24 protein-coding genes, 2 tRNA genes and 1 pseudogene are annotated in these 18,961 nt (G+C 68.2%); 20 read left to right on the forward strand and 7 right to left on the reverse strand.

The window, feature by feature from the left end; all coding sequences use genetic code 11:
- Window positions 1-36 precede the first annotated feature (36 nt).
- The 5 genes from ABT085_RS11030 to ABT085_RS11050 all read left to right on the forward strand — a co-directional run bounded on the left by ABT085_RS11030 (window position 37) and on the right by ABT085_RS11050 (window position 2,115).
- Complete coding sequence (locus tag ABT085_RS11030; protein ID WP_351604581.1) at window positions 37-390, forward strand: hypothetical protein; 354 nt, start codon at window positions 37-39, stop codon at window positions 388-390.
- Window positions 358-435 (forward strand) — tRNA-Ser (locus ABT085_RS11035). The genes ABT085_RS11030 and ABT085_RS11035 overlap by 33 nt, the downstream gene beginning before the upstream one ends.
- A gap of 608 nt (window positions 436-1,043) precedes the next feature.
- Window positions 1,044-1,370, forward strand: a complete 327-nt coding sequence (locus tag ABT085_RS11040) for a hypothetical protein (protein WP_351604583.1) — start codon at window positions 1,044-1,046, stop codon at window positions 1,368-1,370.
- Window positions 1,364-1,440, forward strand: a tRNA-OTHER gene (locus tag ABT085_RS11045). The genes ABT085_RS11040 and ABT085_RS11045 overlap by 7 nt, the downstream gene beginning before the upstream one ends.
- A gap of 192 nt (window positions 1,441-1,632) precedes the next feature.
- Window positions 1,633-2,115: a hypothetical protein gene (locus tag ABT085_RS11050; RefSeq protein WP_351604585.1), complete on the forward strand. Its 483-nt coding sequence runs from the start codon at window positions 1,633-1,635 to the stop codon at window positions 2,113-2,115.
- 359 nt (window positions 2,116-2,474) lie between these two features.
- Here the strand turns inward: ABT085_RS11050 and ABT085_RS11055 are convergent, their stop codons facing one another.
- Window positions 2,475-2,939: an NUDIX hydrolase gene (locus ABT085_RS11055; RefSeq protein ID WP_351604587.1), complete on the reverse strand. Its 465-nt coding sequence runs from the start codon at window positions 2,937-2,939 to the stop codon at window positions 2,475-2,477.
- An 18-nt stretch (window positions 2,940-2,957) separates the two neighbouring features.
- Between ABT085_RS11055 and ABT085_RS11060 the strand changes: the two genes are divergently transcribed.
- The 11 genes from ABT085_RS11060 to ABT085_RS11110 all read left to right on the forward strand — a co-directional run bounded on the left by ABT085_RS11060 (window position 2,958) and on the right by ABT085_RS11110 (window position 10,222).
- On the forward strand, window positions 2,958-3,737 hold the full coding sequence (locus ABT085_RS11060) for a GntR family transcriptional regulator (protein WP_351604589.1): 780 nt from the start codon (window positions 2,958-2,960) through the stop codon (window positions 3,735-3,737).
- 138 nt (window positions 3,738-3,875) lie between these two features.
- Window positions 3,876-4,238: an SCO3933 family regulatory protein gene (locus ABT085_RS11065; protein WP_351604591.1), complete on the forward strand. Its 363-nt coding sequence runs from the start codon at window positions 3,876-3,878 to the stop codon at window positions 4,236-4,238.
- Between the two features lie 2 nt (window positions 4,239-4,240).
- Entirely contained in the window at window positions 4,241-5,602 is a 1,362-nt protein-coding gene (locus ABT085_RS11070) for an FtsK/SpoIIIE domain-containing protein (protein ID WP_351604593.1), read from the forward strand.
- Between the two features lie 83 nt (window positions 5,603-5,685).
- Window positions 5,686-5,889, forward strand: coding sequence for a hypothetical protein (locus tag ABT085_RS11075; protein WP_152891730.1), 204 nt, complete (start codon window positions 5,686-5,688; stop codon window positions 5,887-5,889).
- On the forward strand, window positions 5,889-6,566 hold the full coding sequence (locus tag ABT085_RS11080) for a DUF2637 domain-containing protein (RefSeq protein ID WP_351604595.1): 678 nt from the start codon (window positions 5,889-5,891) through the stop codon (window positions 6,564-6,566). Before ABT085_RS11075 ends, ABT085_RS11080 begins: the two co-directional genes overlap by 1 nt.
- 19 nt (window positions 6,567-6,585) lie before the next feature.
- Window positions 6,586-6,777 carry a mobile element transfer protein gene (locus ABT085_RS11085; RefSeq protein WP_351604597.1) on the forward strand — a complete coding sequence of 64 codons (192 nt, stop codon included), beginning with the start codon at window positions 6,586-6,588 and terminating at the stop codon, window positions 6,775-6,777.
- Window positions 6,778-6,789: 12 nt separating this feature from the next.
- Entirely contained in the window at window positions 6,790-6,945 is a 156-nt protein-coding gene (locus ABT085_RS11090) for a hypothetical protein (RefSeq protein WP_202919750.1), read from the forward strand.
- A 24-nt stretch (window positions 6,946-6,969) separates the two neighbouring features.
- A complete protein-coding gene (locus tag ABT085_RS11095) occupies window positions 6,970-7,287 on the forward strand; it encodes a SpdD-like protein (protein WP_351604599.1) in 318 nt (105 codons plus the stop codon).
- Between the two features lie 87 nt (window positions 7,288-7,374).
- Window positions 7,375-8,793, forward strand: a complete 1,419-nt coding sequence (gene repSA / locus ABT085_RS11100) for a replication initiator protein RepSA (RefSeq protein ID WP_351604601.1) — start codon at window positions 7,375-7,377, stop codon at window positions 8,791-8,793.
- A complete protein-coding gene (locus ABT085_RS11105) occupies window positions 8,790-8,987 on the forward strand; it encodes a helix-turn-helix domain-containing protein (RefSeq protein WP_152894571.1) in 198 nt (65 codons plus the stop codon). Before repSA ends, ABT085_RS11105 begins: the two co-directional genes overlap by 4 nt.
- A complete protein-coding gene (locus ABT085_RS11110) occupies window positions 8,987-10,222 on the forward strand; it encodes a tyrosine-type recombinase/integrase (RefSeq protein WP_351604604.1) in 1,236 nt (411 codons plus the stop codon). The genes ABT085_RS11105 and ABT085_RS11110 overlap by 1 nt, the downstream gene beginning before the upstream one ends.
- 336 nt (window positions 10,223-10,558) lie before the next feature.
- Here the strand turns inward: ABT085_RS11110 and ABT085_RS11115 are convergent.
- Window positions 10,559-10,894 (reverse strand): annotated as a pseudogene (locus tag ABT085_RS11115) (UTRA domain-containing protein); the annotation flags it as partial.
- A gap of 2 nt (window positions 10,895-10,896) precedes the next feature.
- On the opposite strand from ABT085_RS11115, the gene ABT085_RS11120 reads away from it, so the two are divergent.
- Window positions 10,897-11,109 (forward strand): hypothetical protein, encoded by a 213-nt coding sequence (locus ABT085_RS11120; RefSeq protein ID WP_351604606.1) that lies wholly within the window; start codon window positions 10,897-10,899, stop codon window positions 11,107-11,109.
- Window positions 11,110-11,496: 387 nt separating this feature from the next.
- Here ABT085_RS11120 and ABT085_RS11125 read toward each other — a convergent pair whose 3' ends face one another.
- The 3 genes from ABT085_RS11125 to ABT085_RS11135 form a co-directional block, all read right to left on the reverse strand.
- Window positions 11,497-12,114 carry a hypothetical protein gene (locus ABT085_RS11125; protein WP_351604608.1) on the reverse strand — a complete coding sequence of 206 codons (618 nt, stop codon included), beginning with the start codon at window positions 12,112-12,114 and terminating at the stop codon, window positions 11,497-11,499.
- 432 nt (window positions 12,115-12,546) lie between these two features.
- On the reverse strand, window positions 12,547-12,708 hold the full coding sequence (locus tag ABT085_RS11130; RefSeq protein WP_351604610.1) for a hypothetical protein: 162 nt from the start codon (window positions 12,706-12,708) through the stop codon (window positions 12,547-12,549).
- Window positions 12,709-13,231: 523 nt separating this feature from the next.
- On the reverse strand, window positions 13,232-13,609 hold the full coding sequence (locus ABT085_RS11135; RefSeq protein WP_351604612.1) for a hypothetical protein: 378 nt from the start codon (window positions 13,607-13,609) through the stop codon (window positions 13,232-13,234).
- A gap of 139 nt (window positions 13,610-13,748) precedes the next feature.
- Here ABT085_RS11135 and ABT085_RS11140 point away from each other — a divergent pair, with 139 nt between their 5' ends.
- Window positions 13,749-14,249: a YfbM family protein gene (locus ABT085_RS11140; protein WP_351604614.1), complete on the forward strand. Its 501-nt coding sequence runs from the start codon at window positions 13,749-13,751 to the stop codon at window positions 14,247-14,249.
- Window positions 14,250-15,307: 1,058 nt separating this feature from the next.
- Here the strand turns inward: ABT085_RS11140 and ABT085_RS11145 are convergent.
- Window positions 15,308-15,868, reverse strand: a complete 561-nt coding sequence (locus tag ABT085_RS11145; RefSeq protein ID WP_351604616.1) for a hypothetical protein — start codon at window positions 15,866-15,868, stop codon at window positions 15,308-15,310.
- Between the two features lie 586 nt (window positions 15,869-16,454).
- Here ABT085_RS11145 and ABT085_RS11150 point away from each other — a divergent pair.
- Both ABT085_RS11150 and ABT085_RS46680 read left to right on the forward strand, forming a co-directional pair.
- Complete coding sequence (locus ABT085_RS11150) at window positions 16,455-17,927, forward strand: sialidase family protein (protein WP_351604618.1); 1,473 nt, start codon at window positions 16,455-16,457, stop codon at window positions 17,925-17,927.
- 110 nt (window positions 17,928-18,037) lie between these two features.
- Complete coding sequence (locus tag ABT085_RS46680; protein ID WP_100661309.1) at window positions 18,038-18,112, forward strand: 50S ribosomal protein bL37; 75 nt, start codon at window positions 18,038-18,040, stop codon at window positions 18,110-18,112.
- Between the two features lie 71 nt (window positions 18,113-18,183).
- Here ABT085_RS46680 and ABT085_RS11155 read toward each other — a convergent pair whose 3' ends face one another.
- Window positions 18,184-18,873, reverse strand: a complete 690-nt coding sequence (locus ABT085_RS11155; RefSeq protein ID WP_351604620.1) for a GNAT family N-acetyltransferase — start codon at window positions 18,871-18,873, stop codon at window positions 18,184-18,186.
- Window positions 18,874-18,961 lie beyond the last annotated feature (88 nt).

The raw sequence follows: 18,961 nt of genomic DNA on the forward strand, positions 1-18,961 counted from the left end.
GGGTGGTACTGGTCATGAGCGGGTGGTTCTCCTGTCGTGCCCTCTCAGGCTAACCCGACGAAGCGGGACGTCTCACCCAAGGCTGACAGAGAGGGGATCGAGGCGCTCGCGCTGACTCATCACGCGTCGATGTGGGCCAAGCAGATCACAAAGATCACTGGTGATGACGTCGATGGCATCGAACTTGATGCCATGGAACCGGTCCTGGAGGTAGAAGGCCTCGCTGACAACTGGTGGCGCGGTACGGATTCGCTGGTCGCGATCTACACAGGCGAGGCGCGATGCCTGTCCTTTCCAAGGGGGCGTACTGCGTTGATCTACTCCGGCCTTGACAAGTGGGGCCTATACGGAGGTGTCGGCGACGGATCGCCTCGGGCGGAGCAGTCTTGAAATCTGCCGGCTTCGCCTTCCCAGGTTCGAATCCTGGCGCCGCCACCCTAACGGGAATCGGCCCCTGACCAGCAAGTTTGGTCAGGGGCCGTTCTCGTTCCCGGCTCACGTCAGTGACCGCCGCTCCCCGCTGTTCCCCGCCCGTTCTGGCACGGCCGTGGCACACGACGTGACCTTGATCATGCGGCGGCGTTCCGCGCCTGCTTCCTTGATCGGCGGTACCGACGCCACTTGGGCGCGAGCTCACCGCACGCGGTCACCCAGACGGCAAGAACAGCGCAAGAAACGATGCCCTCGTGCTCTCCAGTGAGCCTGCCCACCGCCCACAGGGCTGGCGTCGTGATGAGCCAGGCCACGAGCAGGTGTCTCGTCTTCGGCCACCAGTGCGGATTCTTCACAGGCGGGACGGTATCAAGGGCCATCGGTCCGTCTGGCGACGGCAAGAGGTCGGCAAGTCGGGCAGCCTACGCCGGGATAGTCGCGAGCTTTGAAGCTGTGGCCTCATCCTTATCAGGTCAATCACGGGAAGCTGTTGAGGCCGGTTGACCAGCTAGGCGCTTCGGTCAAGCGTCCGCCGAGATCTGGTGCTGGCCATCGCTGTTCGCGCTTGTTGGTGTCAGGCGCTGATGTCAGCACCCGGGATCATCGCTCGCATGACACAGAACCAATACGTGCTGAGGATGGCCGATCTCCGGCGGGCCTGCTCTGTACTCCTAGATGAGACAGAACGCCGGTTCGGACTGGAGGTGGACCTCTCCAGGGTGTCCACGGACTACTACTGGACTCTCGACCTTGCGACTGCGTTCGACATGAGCGAGACGCCAGCAGCACCACTTGGCTGCGGACAGGTCAGCGACGATGTCGCCGAGATTGCGGCGCTTGTGCGACGCGATCCTGAGGACGTGATCCCCCTCTGGCACGACCTCGATCACCTCGCTGGTGTGCTGCGTCTCCTTGCGCACCTCGACCTGCCGCGGTGAGGCCTGGCAGGCAGTCTTGAAAACCGTCGTGGCGCGAGTCACCGTGGGTTCAAATCCCACACCCACCGCAGGTGAACGGCCCCTGACCAGGCATCCAGGTCAGGGGCCGTCGCATGTCCACCCACCGTGATAGCCCGGTGTTCCCCGTGGTTTCCCGCTCGAACGGGCACGGTAGGGGCACGCTTCCCATCCCCGGCGATGCCTTCGACTGGCCTGTGCTGCGTGCAGAGGCGCGCTCAGAAGCAGACGGCAAGATGACCGTATGGTCGACGACGAGAGCACGGGCTTCAGCCTGCCGCGAGGAGCGACGGGCTTCTACAGCCCGAAGGACGGCCCGCTTCCCGAAACTGATCTGCGGGTTTTCCGAAGCGCTCTGCACGCGGCCGCTCGCGCCGCCGGAGGCAGGGTGGGCAAGGTGGAGGGCCGGGCATACCCGCGTACGTTCCACACCGCGTCGGTCGTCAATGACGAGGGCAAGCCCAGCAGCATCATCTTGTGTCACGCCTATCACCCGTGGATCGCGTTCGCTCGGGAACGTCGGGACTGGTACAGCGAGGAGTTCCTCGAACCGCCATCCTGGGCCGGCGCCTTCGCGCACGCTGGGTTTGTGGTGCTCAACCGCGAGCAGCTCACTACTCCGCTTTCCGACGTGGACACCTCGGTGCTTACACAGGGCGAGTGGCGCGAAATTCGCTTCTACGGCATCACGACGCTGGGCGGGGTGATCTTCAATGCATGGGACTGACGGGGCGAGGTTGACCACGCGGTCGGCGGAGCGGCTTTGGGCGGGAGCTGCCATGGGGCGAGTGATCATGGCCCCTTAAGCTTCCGGCGAGTCGGGCAGTCTGTGGACCTGCCCGTTAAAGCACGACGTTGGGGCCATGATCTTCGAGGCTCGCCCCATGGTGGCTGCCTAAAGCCGTGGAGCCGACCGCCCCAGCCACGACGGGTTCTCACCTCATGCCGCCGGCCAACCCTCTCCAGGGCGCGCGTCGGCGCAGCGCGGGCGGAGCGGGCCGAAGGCAGGAGCGGCGCCCGGCGCGGAGCCGGGAGCGCGCCCGGCGGAGCGGAGCGCAGCCGGGACTTGATGATGGAGAGAAAGTCTTATCCCGTTGGGATGAGGTGCCGACCGTCGTGGCTGCGAACGTGGGGTCCGTTGCCGTCCAGGGCGTCCAGGAGCCTGACCGCGAAGGCTTCGGACATGCGCTCGCTGACCTCGTTCGGCGTGAGCCATGAGACTGCCGTGGACTCTGTCGAGGTGCGTTCGGTGCCGCTGGAGGGCTTGCAGCGGAAGACCAGGGCGATGATGCCGCGGGGCATGTTCTTGTAGACGCCGGTGAGTTCGTCCACCTCGACGTGGATGCCCGTCTCCTCCAGGACCTCGCGGGTGACGCCGGCCTCGGGGGTCTCGTCGAGTTCGAGGATGCCGCCCGGGAGCTCCCAGTTGCCGTTGTCGGCTCGGCGGATCGCCAGGAGGCGGCCGTCCTCCCGCACCACTACTCCGGCAACGGACACAGAGTGCAGCGGGGGCGGTGTCGCTTCCTGTGGTTGACTCATATAGAGGAGCATAGGAGGCAGGGAAGGACTATGGGAACTGCGGCGGGTGGGGTCGGTTCCGGGCCTCGGTACGTACAGATCGCGGACGAGATCGTGCAGCAGATCCGGGCGGGGGTTCTCAAGCCTGGCGACATGGTGCCGAGTGAATCGGAGCTGGTGGAGCGCTACGGCGTCGCCGGCGGAACGATTCGTAAGGCCATGGTCGAGGTGCGGGCGAGTGGGCTGGTTGAGACCCGGCACGGCAAGGGTTCGATCGTGAAGAGCCGACCTCCGGTGCGGCACCGCTCGTCCGATCGCTTCCGGCGTTCGCTCCGGCGGGGAGGGCAGGCGGCCTATCTCGCGGAGTCCGCGCAGTCCGGGGCCACTGCCAAGGTCAGCGTCCTCTACATCGGGCCCCTGGAGGCGCCCGAGGATGCCGCCGCACGTCTGGGTGTTCCCGTCGGTACTCAGGTGCTGGCGCGTCGGCGTCTCTACTTCCGCAACGGCACGCCCGTCGAGACCGCCACGTCCTACCTTCCCTGGGACGTCGTGAAGGACATCCCCGAGCTGTTCGCCGAGAACCCCGGCGGCGGTGGCATCTACGCCCGGCTCGAAGACCACGGGCACGAGTTCGCCGAGTTCGTCGAGACGGTGCAGGCGCGGCCGGCCTCCAAGGCGGAGGCCTCGGAGCTCGCGCTGAGCCCCGGTGCGCCCGTGGTTCACCTGATCCGGGAGGCTCGTACGACCGCGGGTCGCGTGGTCGAGGTGTGTGACACCCTCATGGCCGCTGACCAGTTCGTTTTCGAGTACCGGATCCCCGCCGAGGACTGACGCACGCTCAACTTTCCGCAGCCCGCCACGAGTTCTTCTTCGTGGCGGGTTGACTCATGTATAGGAGTGAGGCACTCTTCTTCATGTCACTCATATACATGAGTGACGGAGTGCAACATCTATAGAGGAGTGATCTCTGTGCGTCAGATTCCTGTCGACACCTCCGGTGCGGTCGTGATGGTTGCCAAGTCTCCGCAGGTCAAGGTGCGTGACCGCCGTACCGGTGAGATCGCCACTGACACCGAGACCGGGGCGAAGCTGATGACCGTGGACGTGATGTTCGCGGCGAACGAGGAGGTGGAGATCCTGTCCATCACCGTCCCCGAGCCGGGCATCTCCGGTGAGCTGGCCATGGGTACGCCGGTCGCACTCACGGGCCTGATCGCCCGCCCTTGGGAGAACGACTTCAACGGCCAGCGGCGGCACGGCATCGCGTTCCGCGCGGTCGCAGTCACCTCGCTCGCCAGCGCTGCCGTCGCCGCAGGGTCCAAGGCGGCCTGATCGTGACCCGCTTCGCGGTTGTTCTGGTGCTGGTCGTCGCTGCCGCGGGTCTCCTGCGGTGGCGGCGCCCCGCCTGGTACTGGTTGACCTTCGGGGTCACGTTGGCCGTGTTACGGGTCCTGACCCGGTACCGGACGGTGATGGACGCGTGCGGGCTGACCGTCCCGCCCGCGCGGTGGCGGCTCGCCCTCGCCCGTGCCGCCAACCGGCCGATACCTGAGCCGCGTCCGCCGCGCATCCTGCGGCTGCGGCCGACTCGTACCGGCCTGGTGCTGCGGCTCAAGCTCCGCCCCGGCCAAGACGCGTTCGACATCGCCGCCGCGTCGGACCGGCTCCGACACTCGTTCTCGATGTACGGCGTGACCTCGCGCGAACTGCGCTCCGGCGTCGTCGAGGTGCGGATGACCGGCTACGACGTACTCAAGCGGGTGCAGATGCCTGCCAAGACCGATCCGCAGCCGATGCGGGTGCCGGTCGCCCTGCGGGAAGACGGCTCGGTGCACTACCGCGACTACCGGGCGGTACCCCACGCCCTCACCCTGGGCGCCACGGAGTCCGGCAAGTCCGTCTACCAGCGCAACCTGGTCGCGGGGCTCGCCCCGATGGACGTCGCCCTCGTGGGCATCGACTGCAAGCAGGGGGTCGAACTGTTCCCGCTGGGGCGCCGGTTCTCCGCGCTGGCCGACGATCCCGACACCGCCGCGGAAGTGCTCGACGCGCTCGTGGAAAGGATGGGGCGCGTCTATCAACTCATCCGGTCCCAACAGCGAATCACGTCCGACGTGCCGGACGCGGAGATCGCCGCCGACATCTGGGACCTGCCCGACGACCTGCGCCCGGTCCCGGTCGTGGTCCTGGTCGACGAGGTCGCCGAACTCGCCCTGTACGCCAACAAGGAGGAGGAGAAGCGCCGGGACCGGATCATCACCGCTCTGGTCCGCCTCGCCCAGCTCGGCCGCGCGGCCGGCATCTACCTCGAAATCTGCGGGCAGCGCCTCGGCTCCGAACTCGGCAAGGGCATCACGATGCTCCGCGCCCAGCTCACCGGCCGCACCGCCCACCGCGTCAACGACGAGACCTCGGCCAACATGGCCTTCGGCGACATCTCCCCAGACGCCGTCCTCGCCGCCATCCAGATCCCGGCCGAGCTGCGGGGGATCGCCATCGCGGGCGACTCCTCCGGCGGATGGCACCGCATCCGCGCCCCGCACACCTCGCTCCGCCAGGCCGTGAACATCTGCAACCGGCACGCCGACCGGACCCCGGACGTGCCCGAGCTGGCCCTGTTCCGGCCTGCTCTCCTCGGCTCCGCGCCTGACTCTGCGCTCATGCCGCTGGTCAAGGCCTCCTCGGCCACCGCCTGATCCCTGCCCCGTCCCCACGGCAGGCGCGACCGCCTTCGCGCCAAGTCCCTACCCCGCCATGCCCAGAGAAGGGAGATCCCGTCATGTGCCCGGACTGCGAGGACTTCGCCCGGACCGTGCTCCTGCTCGGCCAACTCGCCCTGTACGCCGACACGGTCGGTGCGGACCTCGACTTCGTGGCCGTCGTCAGCCCGTCGCTCGCCGTCTCACTGCCCGAGCCGCCGCCCGGCCTGTTCCCGGACGACTACGACCCCGACGGCGGCCCTGCCTACCCCGGTGACTCTTGATGGGCGGCCGTCACGGCCTCCGTGTCGACGCGGTCCTGATTCAGGCCGTCATCGCCGGGGCCCTGTCCTTCGCCCACCTGCACGACCTGGCCGCCGCGGCCGGACAGAACGGCTGGAAGGCCTGGGCCTACCCGGTCAGCGTCGATCTGCTCCTGGTCGCCGCCTGGCGACGCCTGCGCAGTGAGGGACCGTCCCGGCTGGCCTGGTGCTGGTTCGTCGTCGCCCTGTTCGCCTCGCTCGGCGCCAACGTCGCCACCGCCGGATTCCTCGACCTGACCGACCCGCCCGCCCTCCTCCGCCTCGGCATCGCCGGATGGCCCGCGCTCGCCTTCCTCGGGGGAACGCTCCTCGCGCACTCCCCGGCCCCGGAGCCGGAGACGGCTCCGCCGGCACCAGTCACCCCGATGCCGGACGCCGCGCACTCGCACGAACTGCCGTTGCCGGACGCCGATCCCGTATCGGTCACGGAAGCCACGCCCGAGCCTGCTGCGGCCCCCGTCCCCACCGCGGAAGTCACCACTCCCCCGCAGGTCCCCGCCGTCCTGGTCGACCACGCACGCAAGGTCGCCGACGAATACCGCGCCCGTACCGGCTCCGCGATCGACCCCGACACCCTCCGCTCCCGCCTCGGCGTCCCGCCCCACCTCGCCGATGCCATCGCCGCCCACCTCAGCTGACCGCAAGGGAGAACAGACCATGCCCGCCCGCGACAACTTCCACTCGCTGATGCGGATCGGCCCCGTGCAGATCGGCACCCACCGCGACCGCAACGGCCGCATCACACACGCCGCCGTCTGCACCACCGACCGCTGCGGCTGGTCCGCCGACTACTCCAGCCAGACCGCCGCCCAGCTCGCCGCCCGCACCCACCGCTGCCGCGTCGCTTAGGAGACACCGTCCGTGGACGTCCCCCTCTGGTTCGCCCTGCTCGCCGTCGGCTACCTCGGCGTCAAGCTCGTCCGCCCGCCCTGGTGGCTGATCTGCGTGCTTCTCCTCGGCGGCTACCTCCTCGCCGACAGCCTCTTCGCTCCCGTCATCGACACCGCCGTCAAGTAGCCCGCCGCGAAAGGAGAAACGCCCATGTTCCGGCCCAAGCTCCCGACCATGCCCCAGCCCACCGGCCTGTTCACCCCGCCCGCCGTCATCCGGTCGACCACCATCACCCCGGCCGCCCCGGTCCCGCAGCCGGCCCCCATCACCCCCGCGCCGACCCGCCCGGCCGTCCAGCTCACCCCTGGCACCGCGCTCGCCCTCGTCGGCGGCGGCACGGCCGTCGTCCTGGTCCTCGGCGCCGTCCTGGTCTCGCTGCTCTTGGCGGTCGCCATCACCGGCGCCTCGGTCGCCGTCTGCGCGGTCGTCCTGCGCTCCCTACTCACGGCCGACGCCAAACGTCGCTGACCGGCCCCCGAGCGGCCTCGATACCGCCAAGCATCCGCCGCCCGGGAGCCGTCCCCACCGATCTCGCAACCGGAAGGAACCCCCAGCATGGCCCACCGGGCCTCACCCGCGACACAGAAGACGTCCACGTCCGCCCCGCCGCTCGACCCGATCACCCTCGGAGACATCCTCAGGGTGGCCTCGGCCTCGGACTACACCCGCTGGGAGGACCAGATCCGCCGCACCGGCGGCTGCTCCGACCCAATCCACCTCACCGGCTGGACCCTCCACAAGGACAAGACCACCGGCGAGACCCTGCACTACTACTCCACCGAGAACGAGCCGGGCGGACGTCTGCGCCTCGCCTGCGGCAACCGCCGTGCCTCGCGCTGCCCGTCCTGCGCCTGGACGTACGCGGGCGACACCTACCACCTGATCCGCGCCGGTCTCGCCGGAGACGACCGCCGAGACATCCCCGCCGCCGTCCGCGACCACCCCCGCGTCTTCGTCACCCTCACCGCCCCCTCGTTCGGCCCGGTCCACAACCGCCCCGACCACAGTGGCGCCTGCCGCTGCGGCACCGCGCACACCCCCGACTCCCCCGAGCTGGGCACCGCCCTCGACTCCGATACCTACGACTACGCGGGCGCCGTCCTCTTCAACAACCACGCCGGACAGCTCTGGCAGCGCTTCACCACCCGCCTGCGCCGCGAACTCGCCGCCCGCGCCTGCCTGCCCCGCCGCGAACTCGCCGACCACCTGCGCGTCTCGTACGGCAAGGTCGCCGAGTTCCAGAAGCGTGGCGCGCTGCACTTCCACGCCGTCGTGCGTCTCGACGGACCGGAGGGGCCCGGGACACCCCCGCCCGCCTGGGCCACAGTCGAACTCCTCTCGGACGCGGTACGCACCGCCGCAGCGCACTCGTACACGTCCGTGTCGGTCCCGGCCGCCGATGACCAACCGACTCGGACGTTCCGATGGGGAAGACAGCTCGACGTCCGACCGGTGAAGGCCTTCGGCGACGGCTCCGACATCACAGAACAGGCCGTCGCCTCGTACGTGGCCAAGTACGCGACCAAAGCCGCTGAGAACACGGGGACCCTGGACCGCCGTATCGGCGAGCTCGCCGAACTCGACCGCCACCGCGTCCCCGATCACACCCGCCGACTCATCACCGCCTGCCGCGACTTGGACGCCCTGTACCCGGACCGGCGCCTCTGGGCCTGGGCGCACATGCTCGGCTTCCGCGGGCACTTCTCGTCCAAGTCGCGCAGCTACTCGACTACCCTCGGCGCCCTCCGCCAGGAACGCGCCGACTTCCGCGCGGCACAGGAGGCTTCCGTCCTCGGCTTCGACGACCGCGAGCCGGACACCGTCCTCGTCCTGACCGACTGGCAGTACGCCGGCCACGGCCACACCCCGGGCGAGGCCGCCCTCGCCTCGACGATCGCCCATGACCTCCTGGCCAACCGCGAGACCGCCCGCGAAGCCTTGCGAGACCTGGCAGTGGAAGGAGCCGCGGCATGACCGTTCGCACGCTTCCCGAGCGGTACCTGACTCCGGCCGATGTCGCTGAGCTCCTGGGTGTTCCGGTCGAGACGCTGTACCAGTGGCGGCGCAAGCGCTCGGGTCCTCCGGCCTTCCGGGTCGGGAGGCATCTTCGGTACGACCCTGTGCGGCTCCGCCAGTGGGTCGACGGTCTGACCGAGGCGGCCGCCTGATGCCGGGTCATGTGCAGGATCGCTGGTACAAGACGGAACCGGGTCCGGACGGCAAGCCCGTCAAGGCCAAATCGGACCGATACGGCACCGGCTTCCGCTACCGGGCCCGGTATGTCGGGCCGGACGGCACCGAGAAGAGCCGCTCCTTTCCCGACCGGCAGAAGCGCAGGGCGGAGGAGTGGCTGGCCGAGACGGCCGCCGACATGTCCCGGGGGCAGTACATCGACCCCAAGGCGGCACAGACGACCTTCCAGCAGTATGCGGAGCGCTGGATCACCGGGCAGACGACCGACCTGAACACACGCATCGGAGCGGAGACCCGCCTTCGGCTGCATGCCTTCCCTCGTATCGGGTCGCGCCCGCTCGGGTCCTTCCGACCGCTCCACATCCGCGAGTTCGTGCGGGATCTGGAGAACGACTCGATAAGCAGCACGTACGCCCGCAACATCTACGCCAACGTCCGAGCGGTGCTGTCTGCCGCCGTGGACGACGGCCACCTTCCCCGAAACCCGTGCTCGGCGGCGTCGGTCCGACCGCCTGCCGTCTCCGCCACACGGGTCGTACCCTGGCTGCCGTCCCAGGTGCGTGCGGTCCGTGACGCCCTGCCCGAGCGCTACCAAGCCATGGTCGACGTGGGCAGCGGCTGCGGTCTCCGGCAGGGTGAGATCGTCGGCTTGGCCGAGGACACGATTCAGCTCGACAGCGACACGCTTCATGTCACCACTCAGGTCAAGCTGATCCGGGGCGTCGCGGTCTTCGCTCCGCCGAAGGGCAACAAGGAACGGGACGTGCCGCTGCCGTCCTCGGTGGCCTCCGCCTTACGGCAGCACATGACGAGTCACCCGCCCGTGGCGATCAAGCTGCCGTGGATCCGGCCGGACGGCCCGCTCACCGAGCGGCGGCTGATCTTCACCAACACGGCCGACGGAATCGTCTGGCGAAGCAACTTCAACGCCCTGGAGTGGAAGCCCGCGCTCGCGGCGGCCGGCCTCATCCCGACGCCCGGGCCCGGGGAGCCGTACGCCTCCGCCCGGCAGCACGGGATGCACGCCCTTCGCCACTTCTACGCCTCGGTCCTCCTGGACGCGGGCGAGAGCATCAAGGCCGTGAGCGAATACCTCGGGCACTCCGACCCGGCGATGACGCTGCGGGTGTACGCGCACCTGATGCCCAGCAGCCGCGAGCGAGCTCGGAGGGCCCTGGACGGGGTCTTCGGCACGGCCCAGGAACCCTGACGGCCCAGGGACGGCCCAGCGGGTACAAGACAGCCCCCTATTGGCGACATCGTCGCTGGTAGGGGGCTTCTTCGTACCCCGGGAACGTTCGTTCTCCGGGTGCAGGCATAACACCTTCAGTGTGGCAGATCATCTGCGGGTCCCCAGGCCAGAGCGGGGTGGGGGTGGTCACCCCTGGGCGGTCCCTGTCAGCTTCTGTCGACCTCGCACGGCCCAGGGACGACCCTGGGACGATCTTGGAGGGAGCCCCTGACCGGCCACGACCGGTGGCAGGGGACGAGTCGGGGGCGATCGCGGGGCATCAACACCCACGACCGCCCCCGCCTCCACCGACGATCAACGATTCATCGGAATCTCGTAGACGATCTCGCAGTGAGCGACGGGAACCACGATGTCCGCCGTCTCGACGGGCCGTCCGTCGTCGCTGTAGCACGTCCGCCGGATGTGCGTGACGAGCGCGGCCTTCTGAATACCGAGCAACGACGCCTCCTCGGCGGTCGCCGTCCGAGGCTCAGGCTGCTCCGCGGCATGGCTGATGGTCACACCGATCGCAGCCATGCGGTTCACGACACCGGCCCCGGCGTGCGGACCTCCCTCGGGGAGGACGACGAGAGTCCCCGAGGTGAGGTCGTACGGCTCCCAGCTCGTCGACAGCCGCACCGGCCTGCCGTTACATGTCCCGCCTCGCAGACAACATCGAGTCGGTCCAACTCGGCACGGCGACCGAACTCCTTGAGCAGGCTCCGAAAACCCTCGGCACTGAGAACACGGACCCGGATGAACTGCGACGACTGACGAGGCAATTGGCCGACGCCCTACGGGACGTACTCCGCATCGCCACCAGCCGCGGCCACCTACTGGCGGCCAGCGAACCGAACCACATCTGACGAAGGGCCGCGACCAGTCTCATCGCCGATCACGGCCCTTCCATCCCGCACAGAGCAACTTCAGGTCCGGCAGCAAGGGCCTGACCAGCAACCAGGTCGTCTCCGTCGGCCCCAGGACCGTCGGACTGACGGCTTTGTAAGGTAGGTCAACTCCCATGCGAGTGCCCGGCGTTGGAACTTGCACCAGACCCGTTGATGTCAGCCGTGGATGTCAGCCACCGCCGATCAGGCACGACTTCGGAGGCCGCTGCGACTTCCGGCGTGGTGCTGATCAAAGACGAACGATGCTCCTTCGCTCAGGCGTCAATCCACGAATGTGCGGCAGCTCGGCTGGCCCGTACGTTATCGCCTGAACCGTCCCGGGCAGCCGCGGAGCCATTGTCGACGTCAAATGGAGACGTCAGAGGTAACTGACGCGCCGTTCCCGAGAAGGAGCTCGAGCAGGGCAGCGTCGTGGGGGCGAAGCCAGTAGGACTCGGTGCCGAGATCCACAGCTACGGTGTACCCCATTCGGGCCTGCGTGCCATTCTGCTGCTGGCGCTCCCGACGTACAGCCACCGGGCCCTGAAGGTTGATCGGCTGGTCAGTACTTCCCTTCCCGCGCTTGCGCCAGGCCAGACAGACCTCGCCGTTCGAAGACTGGTGCAGGAGCACATGGCCGAGGGTCTGACTGCCGTCACGCAGGCCAAGCGAGAGCATGCTGAGACGCACTCCTTGCCGAAGCCTCGCGGCGTCGGCCTCGACCGTACGGGAGGCTCCCAGTCCGAGGCGGGCGGTCAGTTTTGCGGCCCAGCCACGGTACAGGGCACAGGTCGCTTGCGCCCCCTTCGGAGCCGTGAGGAAGGAAACCGGAAGTAGCGCCCAAATCAACGGCTGAAGAACAAAAAGGAAGATCACGAACCCCAGCAGACCGAGCGGCGCCCCTCCCAACATCAGGCCGCCGAAAAACAGGCCGAAGCCGACAGCAAACAGGATCAAGAGGTGTATCTGAGTACGGACGTTCACGGTTCCCACCAGTGTGCTTGCTGTTCCCATTAGGCGAACCGGCAGGCTACCCGATGATCAGAACTCGTTGACCATGGAGAACGCAGTGGTTCTCAGGCTGGCCTCGGGCGGGAGTGCGGACACACGCGGGCGTCGGCGCGATCTTTGGCCGAAGGCACGCCCGGAGTGGGGTCGAGCATGGCCAGGGAGCCGTACGCCAGCCGCGAATGCGGCTGGCTTCTGCCTGCCCGCAGCAAGATGTGATGACCTCGGCGCGACACGCGGCAAGGCCATCGCTTTCTGATCCATAGCTCTAGAGAGATCGGTCAACGGTGGCCGTACAGGTCACCTCGCGGTCTCCAGCGGGCACTGCTGGACGGGAAAGGGTGCTGTGGTTGCTGTACTTCGCTCCTGTACGCGAGCGTTCCGCTCTCCGATGTCGGCAGCCATCTCCTAGACGGCGAGCAGAGCGGCGAGAAGCAGAGCCGCCACCGCAGTGAAAAACCGCGACTTCTTCCAGCTCGGCCTTGAAGCCTGGCGGGTGAGCTCCCAGGCACACACGAGGCCGCCACCAAGGCCAAGTGCGCTCCTCAGCAGGAAAACGGTGGTCTGCATGGGAAGCCTCCAGGCGTGTTCCGAACAGACGGGAAGGCTATCCCTAGGGCCCGGGTGGCGGTTCTGCGGGGACCAGCCTCAGTTCGGAAGCTCTGGGGTTCGCCGCTGCACGTCGTACGGGGCCTCTCGGTGCCAGACGCGTCGCCACTCCCGGGCAAGAAGTGCGCCAACCGCGAGAAACAGGAGTGATCCAGGCCAAGTGATGTGGGGCATCTCTATGAATGTGGAGATTGGGGCGGCCACCCAACCACAAGACACCAAGGCGAGCACCACAAGGCGCCCTGCTCGCCCAGGAAACCTGGACACATCTGCCATGCCGTCGTCCTCCATGCCTTGCCCCTCGAACTGCGAGCGGCAGTGTACGCGCAGTCGGAGGAACGGCTTGGAGGTGTGGCCTCATCCATATCAGGTCGATCGTGGGGACCGTCGACGTCGGACAACCGGGCCTGCGCCTCGGCCGATCGTCCACCGCGGTCCGGCGTCGGTCGCCGCTGTTCGCACTTGTTGGTGTCGGCCGTTGGTGTCAGCCGTCGCACGCAATCTTGACGAGTGCGGCTTCTCTGTCCGGCGGTGCCCCAACCGGGGGTGCTGCGCCGTGCACGTCGCAGGCATCGATGCGCTCTTCGGCCACATCATCGGCAGGCTCTCCGTAGCGCAGCACGACGTGCGCCGGCCGAAACGGGATCGCGCGCAGGCCAGGTTCCATGACCCGGTACAGAGCTTCCGCATCAGGGCCGTAGGCGAAGATCACAACCTCGCCGCCACCGAACTCGGTGCCATCGACTTCGCCGACATCCGCGGCTTCTACCGCGACTCCCATCGCCCGCTCCGCTTCGAAGATCAGCGACCACTGGTCAGACTCACCAAGATCGTCACCGCCCAGATGGAACGGAGCGATCACTGCGTGTTCCGGAGGCATCTCCGGCAAGTGGAAGAGTTCGGCTTCCGGTCTCGGCTGAACGCTGGTGAGCCAGGCTGAGACGGAGACTGAGACGGTCCGTCCGGCGGTCGTTGTCAGTGGCCACGCCTAGCCTCCGACCATGAGCATGATCGGTGAGTACCTGCGTGTCACGGCGATTGAGCTTGATCGAGCAATCCGAGATCCCGACTGGGCTCTGGACTTCGTCGAGGAGGTCCAGGACGCCGAGGAGGAGACGGAACCTGCGCCGGCCGAGGCGCGCCACTTCAGTACGTACAAGACCTGGGACATGCTCCGCTTCCTGCTGGCGCGCGCAGAGTTTCCCGTGAACGTGATCCACGGTGAGGAGCCGTTCGCCGAGGATGAGGACTGGGGCTACGGGCCTCCCAGGTACTTGCGGCCTGAGCGGGTCCGGCTCGCGGCGGAATCTCTGCGGGCTGCCGACTATGACCAGCTCATCAGTGGTGTGGATCCCGCCGAACTGACCAGCGCCGAGGTGTACCCCCTCGGATGGAGCGAGCCCGGCGCACTGGAGTGGGGTCGTCACTGGTACGACGCCCTCACTCAGTTCTTGGAGGCCGCCGCCGGAGCGGACGATGCGGTGCTTGTCTGGTTGGACTGACAGGCAGGTACAGCGGTGCGACCTCAGCCTGGGAAGCTCGTGTGTTTTGGCCGCGTCTCGCTCGTTGACCTGCGGCCACATGTGTCCGTGCCGTAGACGGCCGTCGAGTGATGGCGCTGGCGTGTCCGGCTTCGTCTCCGCGAGGCAGTTGCGGCTGGCAGAGCACACAAACACGATGCCAGTCCTGGTGGATCTCTTCCCTGAGCGCGGACGCAAAACGCTTATCCGGACCCGAATCGCCGGCAAGAGTGACTTCGAGAACCACCCGCCCACGAGCTGGACCGCCGCCGCCCTGGGGCGGGATCGAACTCCCAAAGCGAGTGCCGCAGGTTCGAATCACGTACGAGGCGTGGGGCGTGCGATTGCCGGGTGCTGACTGACGCTGCTGGCCGTGGTCGTTGATGTCAGCCTTAGATGTCAGCGAAACAGCTGCGGTATAGGACAGACCTCCCATGGCCCGTCCGGCCTGTCGGCCCAGCGCCACCAGACATGTCGGTCGGCGCACTTCCACAGCGATCGACAGATCCGCCGGCCGTCGTCCTCCCGCGTGGAGAGCACGAGGCCACCGAACCGCATGGGCTTGCTGCACTCGGGGCAGACCGGAACGTCATCGCTCATACGACGTACCTTAGCGACGCGACCGCTTCGCCCCGAAGCAACTTGGGATGCTCGAAGTCCTCGGCCCGCTGGGCCAGTTACCTGCGCCGATGGCCCGTTGACGTCCACGGTTGTTCGCAGTTGCGCGTCGTGGTTGTCACGCAGTCGGACACTCGGTGAGCCTTACGCTTCGGGCCGTGGCGCACGCTCCCAGAGGCCGCGTAGCGCCTCGTACAGGTTGGCGCCGCAGGAGGCCCAACAGACGACGCTGCCATCCTCATGCAGACTGCCCATGTACCAGCCGTCGTCATCGACAGGCCTGACGAGACACAGGCAGCTGCCGAACCCGAGAACGATCTCTGATCGCGGCATCTCGTGCTCCTCGCCGACGCCGGCGGGAGGTGACGAGCCCCCGCCCTCCGACTCGTTCCGGAGGGCGGGGGCCCGGGGTGCGCATGCGATCAGTTGCTGTTCTTCATTCTGGAGCCGGTTCCTCCCGGCTCCTTCGGCGCCCAGTCGGGAGCATGAGTGGCGTCCTTGAAATCGGCCGACTTCATCAGGACCCGCCAGTCCTCCTTGCCCGCGTCGCCATCGAGGCGAACGGTGAACTCTGCGACCTGGCCGGTGTCATGGAAGTACAGGATCACGACTTGGCGCTCTGAGCCGTCGTCATAGAAATCGCCTGTCACATTGCGACGTGCGCCGGCACCGAAGCCCTTGATCCAGTTCTCGGCGGTTTTCCGAGCGTCCGTCTCGCTGCTGTCGCTGGTCGCCAGCTTGCGGAGTTCATCCGTTTTGCCGTCGGCGATGTCCCACACGAGCTTCTGCACCAGTAGCAGAGAGCCGGTGGAGGGGTAGCCGACCACGTGCAACGGCTCGTGGTCGGCGTACGCCTGCTCGTAGGACGCGCCCGGCCCTCCGGCATCAGCAGAGCCGCTGTCGAGGACAGCACATCCGGACGTCAGCAACACTGCTGTTGCCAGCCATCCGGCTGCCGTACGGCTCTGCTTCAACCTGCGCATCCCACATCCTTGCTGATTGCGGGTCTTGGGCCTGACGATCGTGACCTTCTCGATCGGGTTCGCGAATCGGTGCGGCTTCGGGACTCGCGATCAGGAGGATGGAGGGGCTGATGCGTGGGTTCCCGGTCGGCCGTGTGTTTCGCGCGGCATCCGATCCGGAGCACCTGGACGACGCCTCGGTAGCCGCAGGTGGGCTTGCTGCTCCGCAGCAGTTTCAAGGGCCCACTGGATCTGTTCGTTCGAGCGCTGCCGGTTGCGGTGAATTGCCTTGCGGAGATGCGGAACTCGGGCACTCCGACCCGGCGATGAGGCTGCGGGTGTACGCCCACCTGACGCCCAGCAGCAGCGAGCGCGCCCGCCGGGCCCTGGACGGCGTCTTCGGCACGGCCCAGGAGCCCTGACGGCCCGGGCGGTTCAGGAATGATCTTGGGCTCCGTCGTTCGGCCCATCAAGGGCGTCGGCCGCGGCGCCGAAAAGGACCAAGCGGAGTCGGCCCACCCTCGCCTTCCGGTACGCCTCCGTGCCCCAGGCCGCCCCGATGACGGCGGTCCCGTACCCCCGCCGACAGGCCCGGAGGAGATCCCGCATGCGCGTCTTCCTGCCCCCGACCGCCGTCACCGCCGCCGCGCTCCTGCTCGTCACGGTCACCGGCGCGGCTCCCGCCGCCGCAGACCGGAAGCCCGCCGGCACACCGCTGGTCAGGGTGTCCTACGGCGACCCGTACGCGAAGTGCACCGTCGGAGCGAGGTCGCCCGACAGCATCGTCTATCCGGGCACCGAGGTCGAGCCGTACCTGTCCGTCGATCCGCGCGACCCCAAGCGCGTGGTCACCGTGTTCCAGCAGGATCGCTGGAACGACGGCGGCGCGCGTGGCCTGGTGGCCGGCTGGGCCACGGACGGCCGCACCTTCCACCGGAGCACGCTGCCGTTCAGCCTGTGCGCTCCCGGCGGCGCGGACTACGAACGGGCCACCGACCCCTGGGTGAGCACCGGACCGGACGGCACGGTCTACGCCGGCGGGGAGGGCGTCGACTTCACGAAGAGCACCCGCACCGCCCTGCTGGCAGTCACGTCCCGCGACGGCGGCCGCACCTGGCAGCACCTCACCACCACGCACGTCGACGAGCAGCCGTTCTTCAACGACAAGCCCTCACTCACCGCCGACCCGATCCGCAAGGGCACCGCCTACCAGGTCTGGAACCGCCTCGACAACGACCCGCCCGGCCCCAGCTCCCTCGACGGGCCCGGCTACATCTCCCTCACCCGTGACGGCGGCCGCACCTGGAGCAAGGCCCGGCAGTTCGTCGACACCAGTGCCGTGCCCGACACCCAGACCATCGGTCATCAGATCGTCGTCGACCGGCGCACCGGCACCCTGTACGACTTCTTCGACCGGATCACCTACTCCGCCGATCTGAGCACCGTCGTCGAAGCCCGCTACGAGGTGGTCGCCTCGACCGACGCCGGAAGGACCTGGAGCGCCCCGGTCATCGTGGCCCGGGACACCTCCGTACCCGAGGTCGACCCGAACGACCCCGCCAAACTGCTGCGCGACGGGACCACCCTGCCGAGCCCGGCCGTCGACCCCAGGACGGGCACGCTGTACATGGCCTACGAGGGCTCGGACTTCTCCGGCGGAGCGTTCGACGCCGTCCAGCTCGTGCGGTCCACCGACGGCGGACGCACCTGGGGGACCCCGGAGCTGATCAGCCCCGAGGGCGTGCCGGCCTTCTCACCGTCGATCGCGGTCACCGAGCGGGGCACGGTCGCGCTCACCTACTACGACCTGCGCTTCCTCAAGCCCGGCAACACCACCACCCTGCCCACCGCCTACCAGCTGGCCACGCTGCGGCACGGAAACCCGAAGCTCCGGAGCGAACGACGGATCTCGCGGGTCTTCGACTGGCTCCAGGCGCCGTTCTCCGGAGGCTACTTCCTCGGCGACTACCAGGGCCTGGTGGCGACCGGCAAGGGCGTACGGGCGGTCCTCACCGAGACCCACTCCGGCGCACCGCGGAACCGTACCGACGTCTACACCGGCAGTTTCCGCACCCGCTGACCGGCGCGGACGCCTGCGACCGGCTGCCGCGGTACCGCTGATGCGGGCACTCTGCGCCGAATCTAGACTGGCGAAGCCGTAGAAAGCCCCACATTAGGGAGATATCCACCATGGCCAAGCGAGGGAACAAGCGACGCGCCCGTAAGAAGAAGAAGGCGAACCACGGCAAGCGTCCCAACGCCTGAGCCGTCCCCCGAGCACATCACCGAGGACCCCTGACCGAAGAGCCGACCCCGACGAGACCGGGGCCGGCTCTTCAGAGATGTGCGGACTCTTCCCAGGCGCGAGGGCGCTTCAGCGCCTCCCATTCGGGGCGCAGCAGGGAGAAGACGGCGAGGTCGTGGCGGCGGCCGCGGTGGAGGCAGGCGGAGCGGCTGACGCCCTCCTGGACGAAGCCGGACCTGGCGAGGACGGCGAGGGCCGGGGCGTTGTCGGTGTGGGTCTCCGCCGCGAGCCGGTAGAGCGGGAGTTCGCCGAACGCCAGGTCCACCAAGGCGTCGAGGGCGGCGACGGCATGGCCCTGACCACGATGCCCGGGGGCCAGCATCAGCTCGACCTCCGCCGTGCCGTCGCCGATGTCCTGGTTGCTGAGGACGGCGTGGCCGACCGGGGTGAGGTCGGGGAGCAGCACGAGGAAGTCGTCGCGGTCGTTGTCGTCACAGTCACGCTCGATGCGCTCGCGCGTCGCGGTGCGCGAGCGTGGCCAGATGCCCATCCCATGGGCGGCCACCGGGTCGGATCGCCAGCCGTGCAGCAGGTCGGCGTCGTCCACGTCGAGAGCCGCGAGGCCGACGGTTCCGGCGGGCCAGACGATGTGCCTGACCGTCCCGGCCCCGCGGTCCGCGTCGTCCTCGTGGTCCGCGTCGTACTCGTGGTCCGCGTCGTACTCGTCGGCCGCGTCGCCCATGGCCTTGTCGGCGGCCGCGGGCCCGGTGTTGTCGATCATGGGGGGATGCTAAGCGCGCCTTCGCGGCCGCACCACCAGGTTTCCGGGGGCGTCCGGTCCGCTCCGGACCCGTACACGGCAAAAACGT

The sequence above is a fragment of the Streptomyces sp. NPDC002265 genome, from assembly GCF_040296125.1.
Taxonomy (GTDB): domain Bacteria; phylum Actinomycetota; class Actinomycetes; order Streptomycetales; family Streptomycetaceae; genus Streptomyces.

Bases quoted from the DNA above. Each gene is read 5' to 3' on its own strand.
- ABT085_RS11040 (WP_351604583.1), top strand. From the start codon at position 1,044: ATGACACAGAACCAATACGTGCTGAGGATGGCCGATCTCCGGCGGGCC.
- ABT085_RS11050 (WP_351604585.1), top strand. From the start codon at position 1,633: ATGGTCGACGACGAGAGCACGGGCTTCAGCCTGCCGCGAGGAGCGACG.
- ABT085_RS11055 (WP_351604587.1), bottom strand. From the start codon at position 2,939: ATGCTCCTCTATATGAGTCAACCACAGGAAGCGACACCGCCCCCGCTG.
- ABT085_RS11060 (WP_351604589.1), top strand. From the start codon at position 2,958: ATGGGAACTGCGGCGGGTGGGGTCGGTTCCGGGCCTCGGTACGTACAG.
- ABT085_RS11075 (WP_152891730.1), top strand. From the start codon at position 5,686: ATGTGCCCGGACTGCGAGGACTTCGCCCGGACCGTGCTCCTGCTCGGC.
- ABT085_RS11080 (WP_351604595.1), top strand. From the start codon at position 5,889: ATGGGCGGCCGTCACGGCCTCCGTGTCGACGCGGTCCTGATTCAGGCC.
- ABT085_RS11085 (WP_351604597.1), top strand. From the start codon at position 6,586: ATGCCCGCCCGCGACAACTTCCACTCGCTGATGCGGATCGGCCCCGTG.
- ABT085_RS11095 (WP_351604599.1), top strand. From the start codon at position 6,970: ATGTTCCGGCCCAAGCTCCCGACCATGCCCCAGCCCACCGGCCTGTTC.
- repSA (WP_351604601.1), top strand. From the start codon at position 7,375: ATGGCCCACCGGGCCTCACCCGCGACACAGAAGACGTCCACGTCCGCC.
- ABT085_RS11105 (WP_152894571.1), top strand. From the start codon at position 8,790: ATGACCGTTCGCACGCTTCCCGAGCGGTACCTGACTCCGGCCGATGTC.
- ABT085_RS11110 (WP_351604604.1), top strand. From the start codon at position 8,987: ATGCCGGGTCATGTGCAGGATCGCTGGTACAAGACGGAACCGGGTCCG.
- ABT085_RS11120 (WP_351604606.1), top strand. From the start codon at position 10,897: ATGTCCCGCCTCGCAGACAACATCGAGTCGGTCCAACTCGGCACGGCG.
- ABT085_RS11130 (WP_351604610.1), bottom strand. From the start codon at position 12,708: ATGCAGACCACCGTTTTCCTGCTGAGGAGCGCACTTGGCCTTGGTGGC.
- ABT085_RS11140 (WP_351604614.1), top strand. From the start codon at position 13,749: ATGAGCATGATCGGTGAGTACCTGCGTGTCACGGCGATTGAGCTTGAT.
- ABT085_RS11145 (WP_351604616.1), bottom strand. From the start codon at position 15,868: ATGCGCAGGTTGAAGCAGAGCCGTACGGCAGCCGGATGGCTGGCAACA.
- ABT085_RS11150 (WP_351604618.1), top strand. From the start codon at position 16,455: ATGCGCGTCTTCCTGCCCCCGACCGCCGTCACCGCCGCCGCGCTCCTG.
- ABT085_RS11155 (WP_351604620.1), bottom strand. From the start codon at position 18,873: ATGATCGACAACACCGGGCCCGCGGCCGCCGACAAGGCCATGGGCGAC.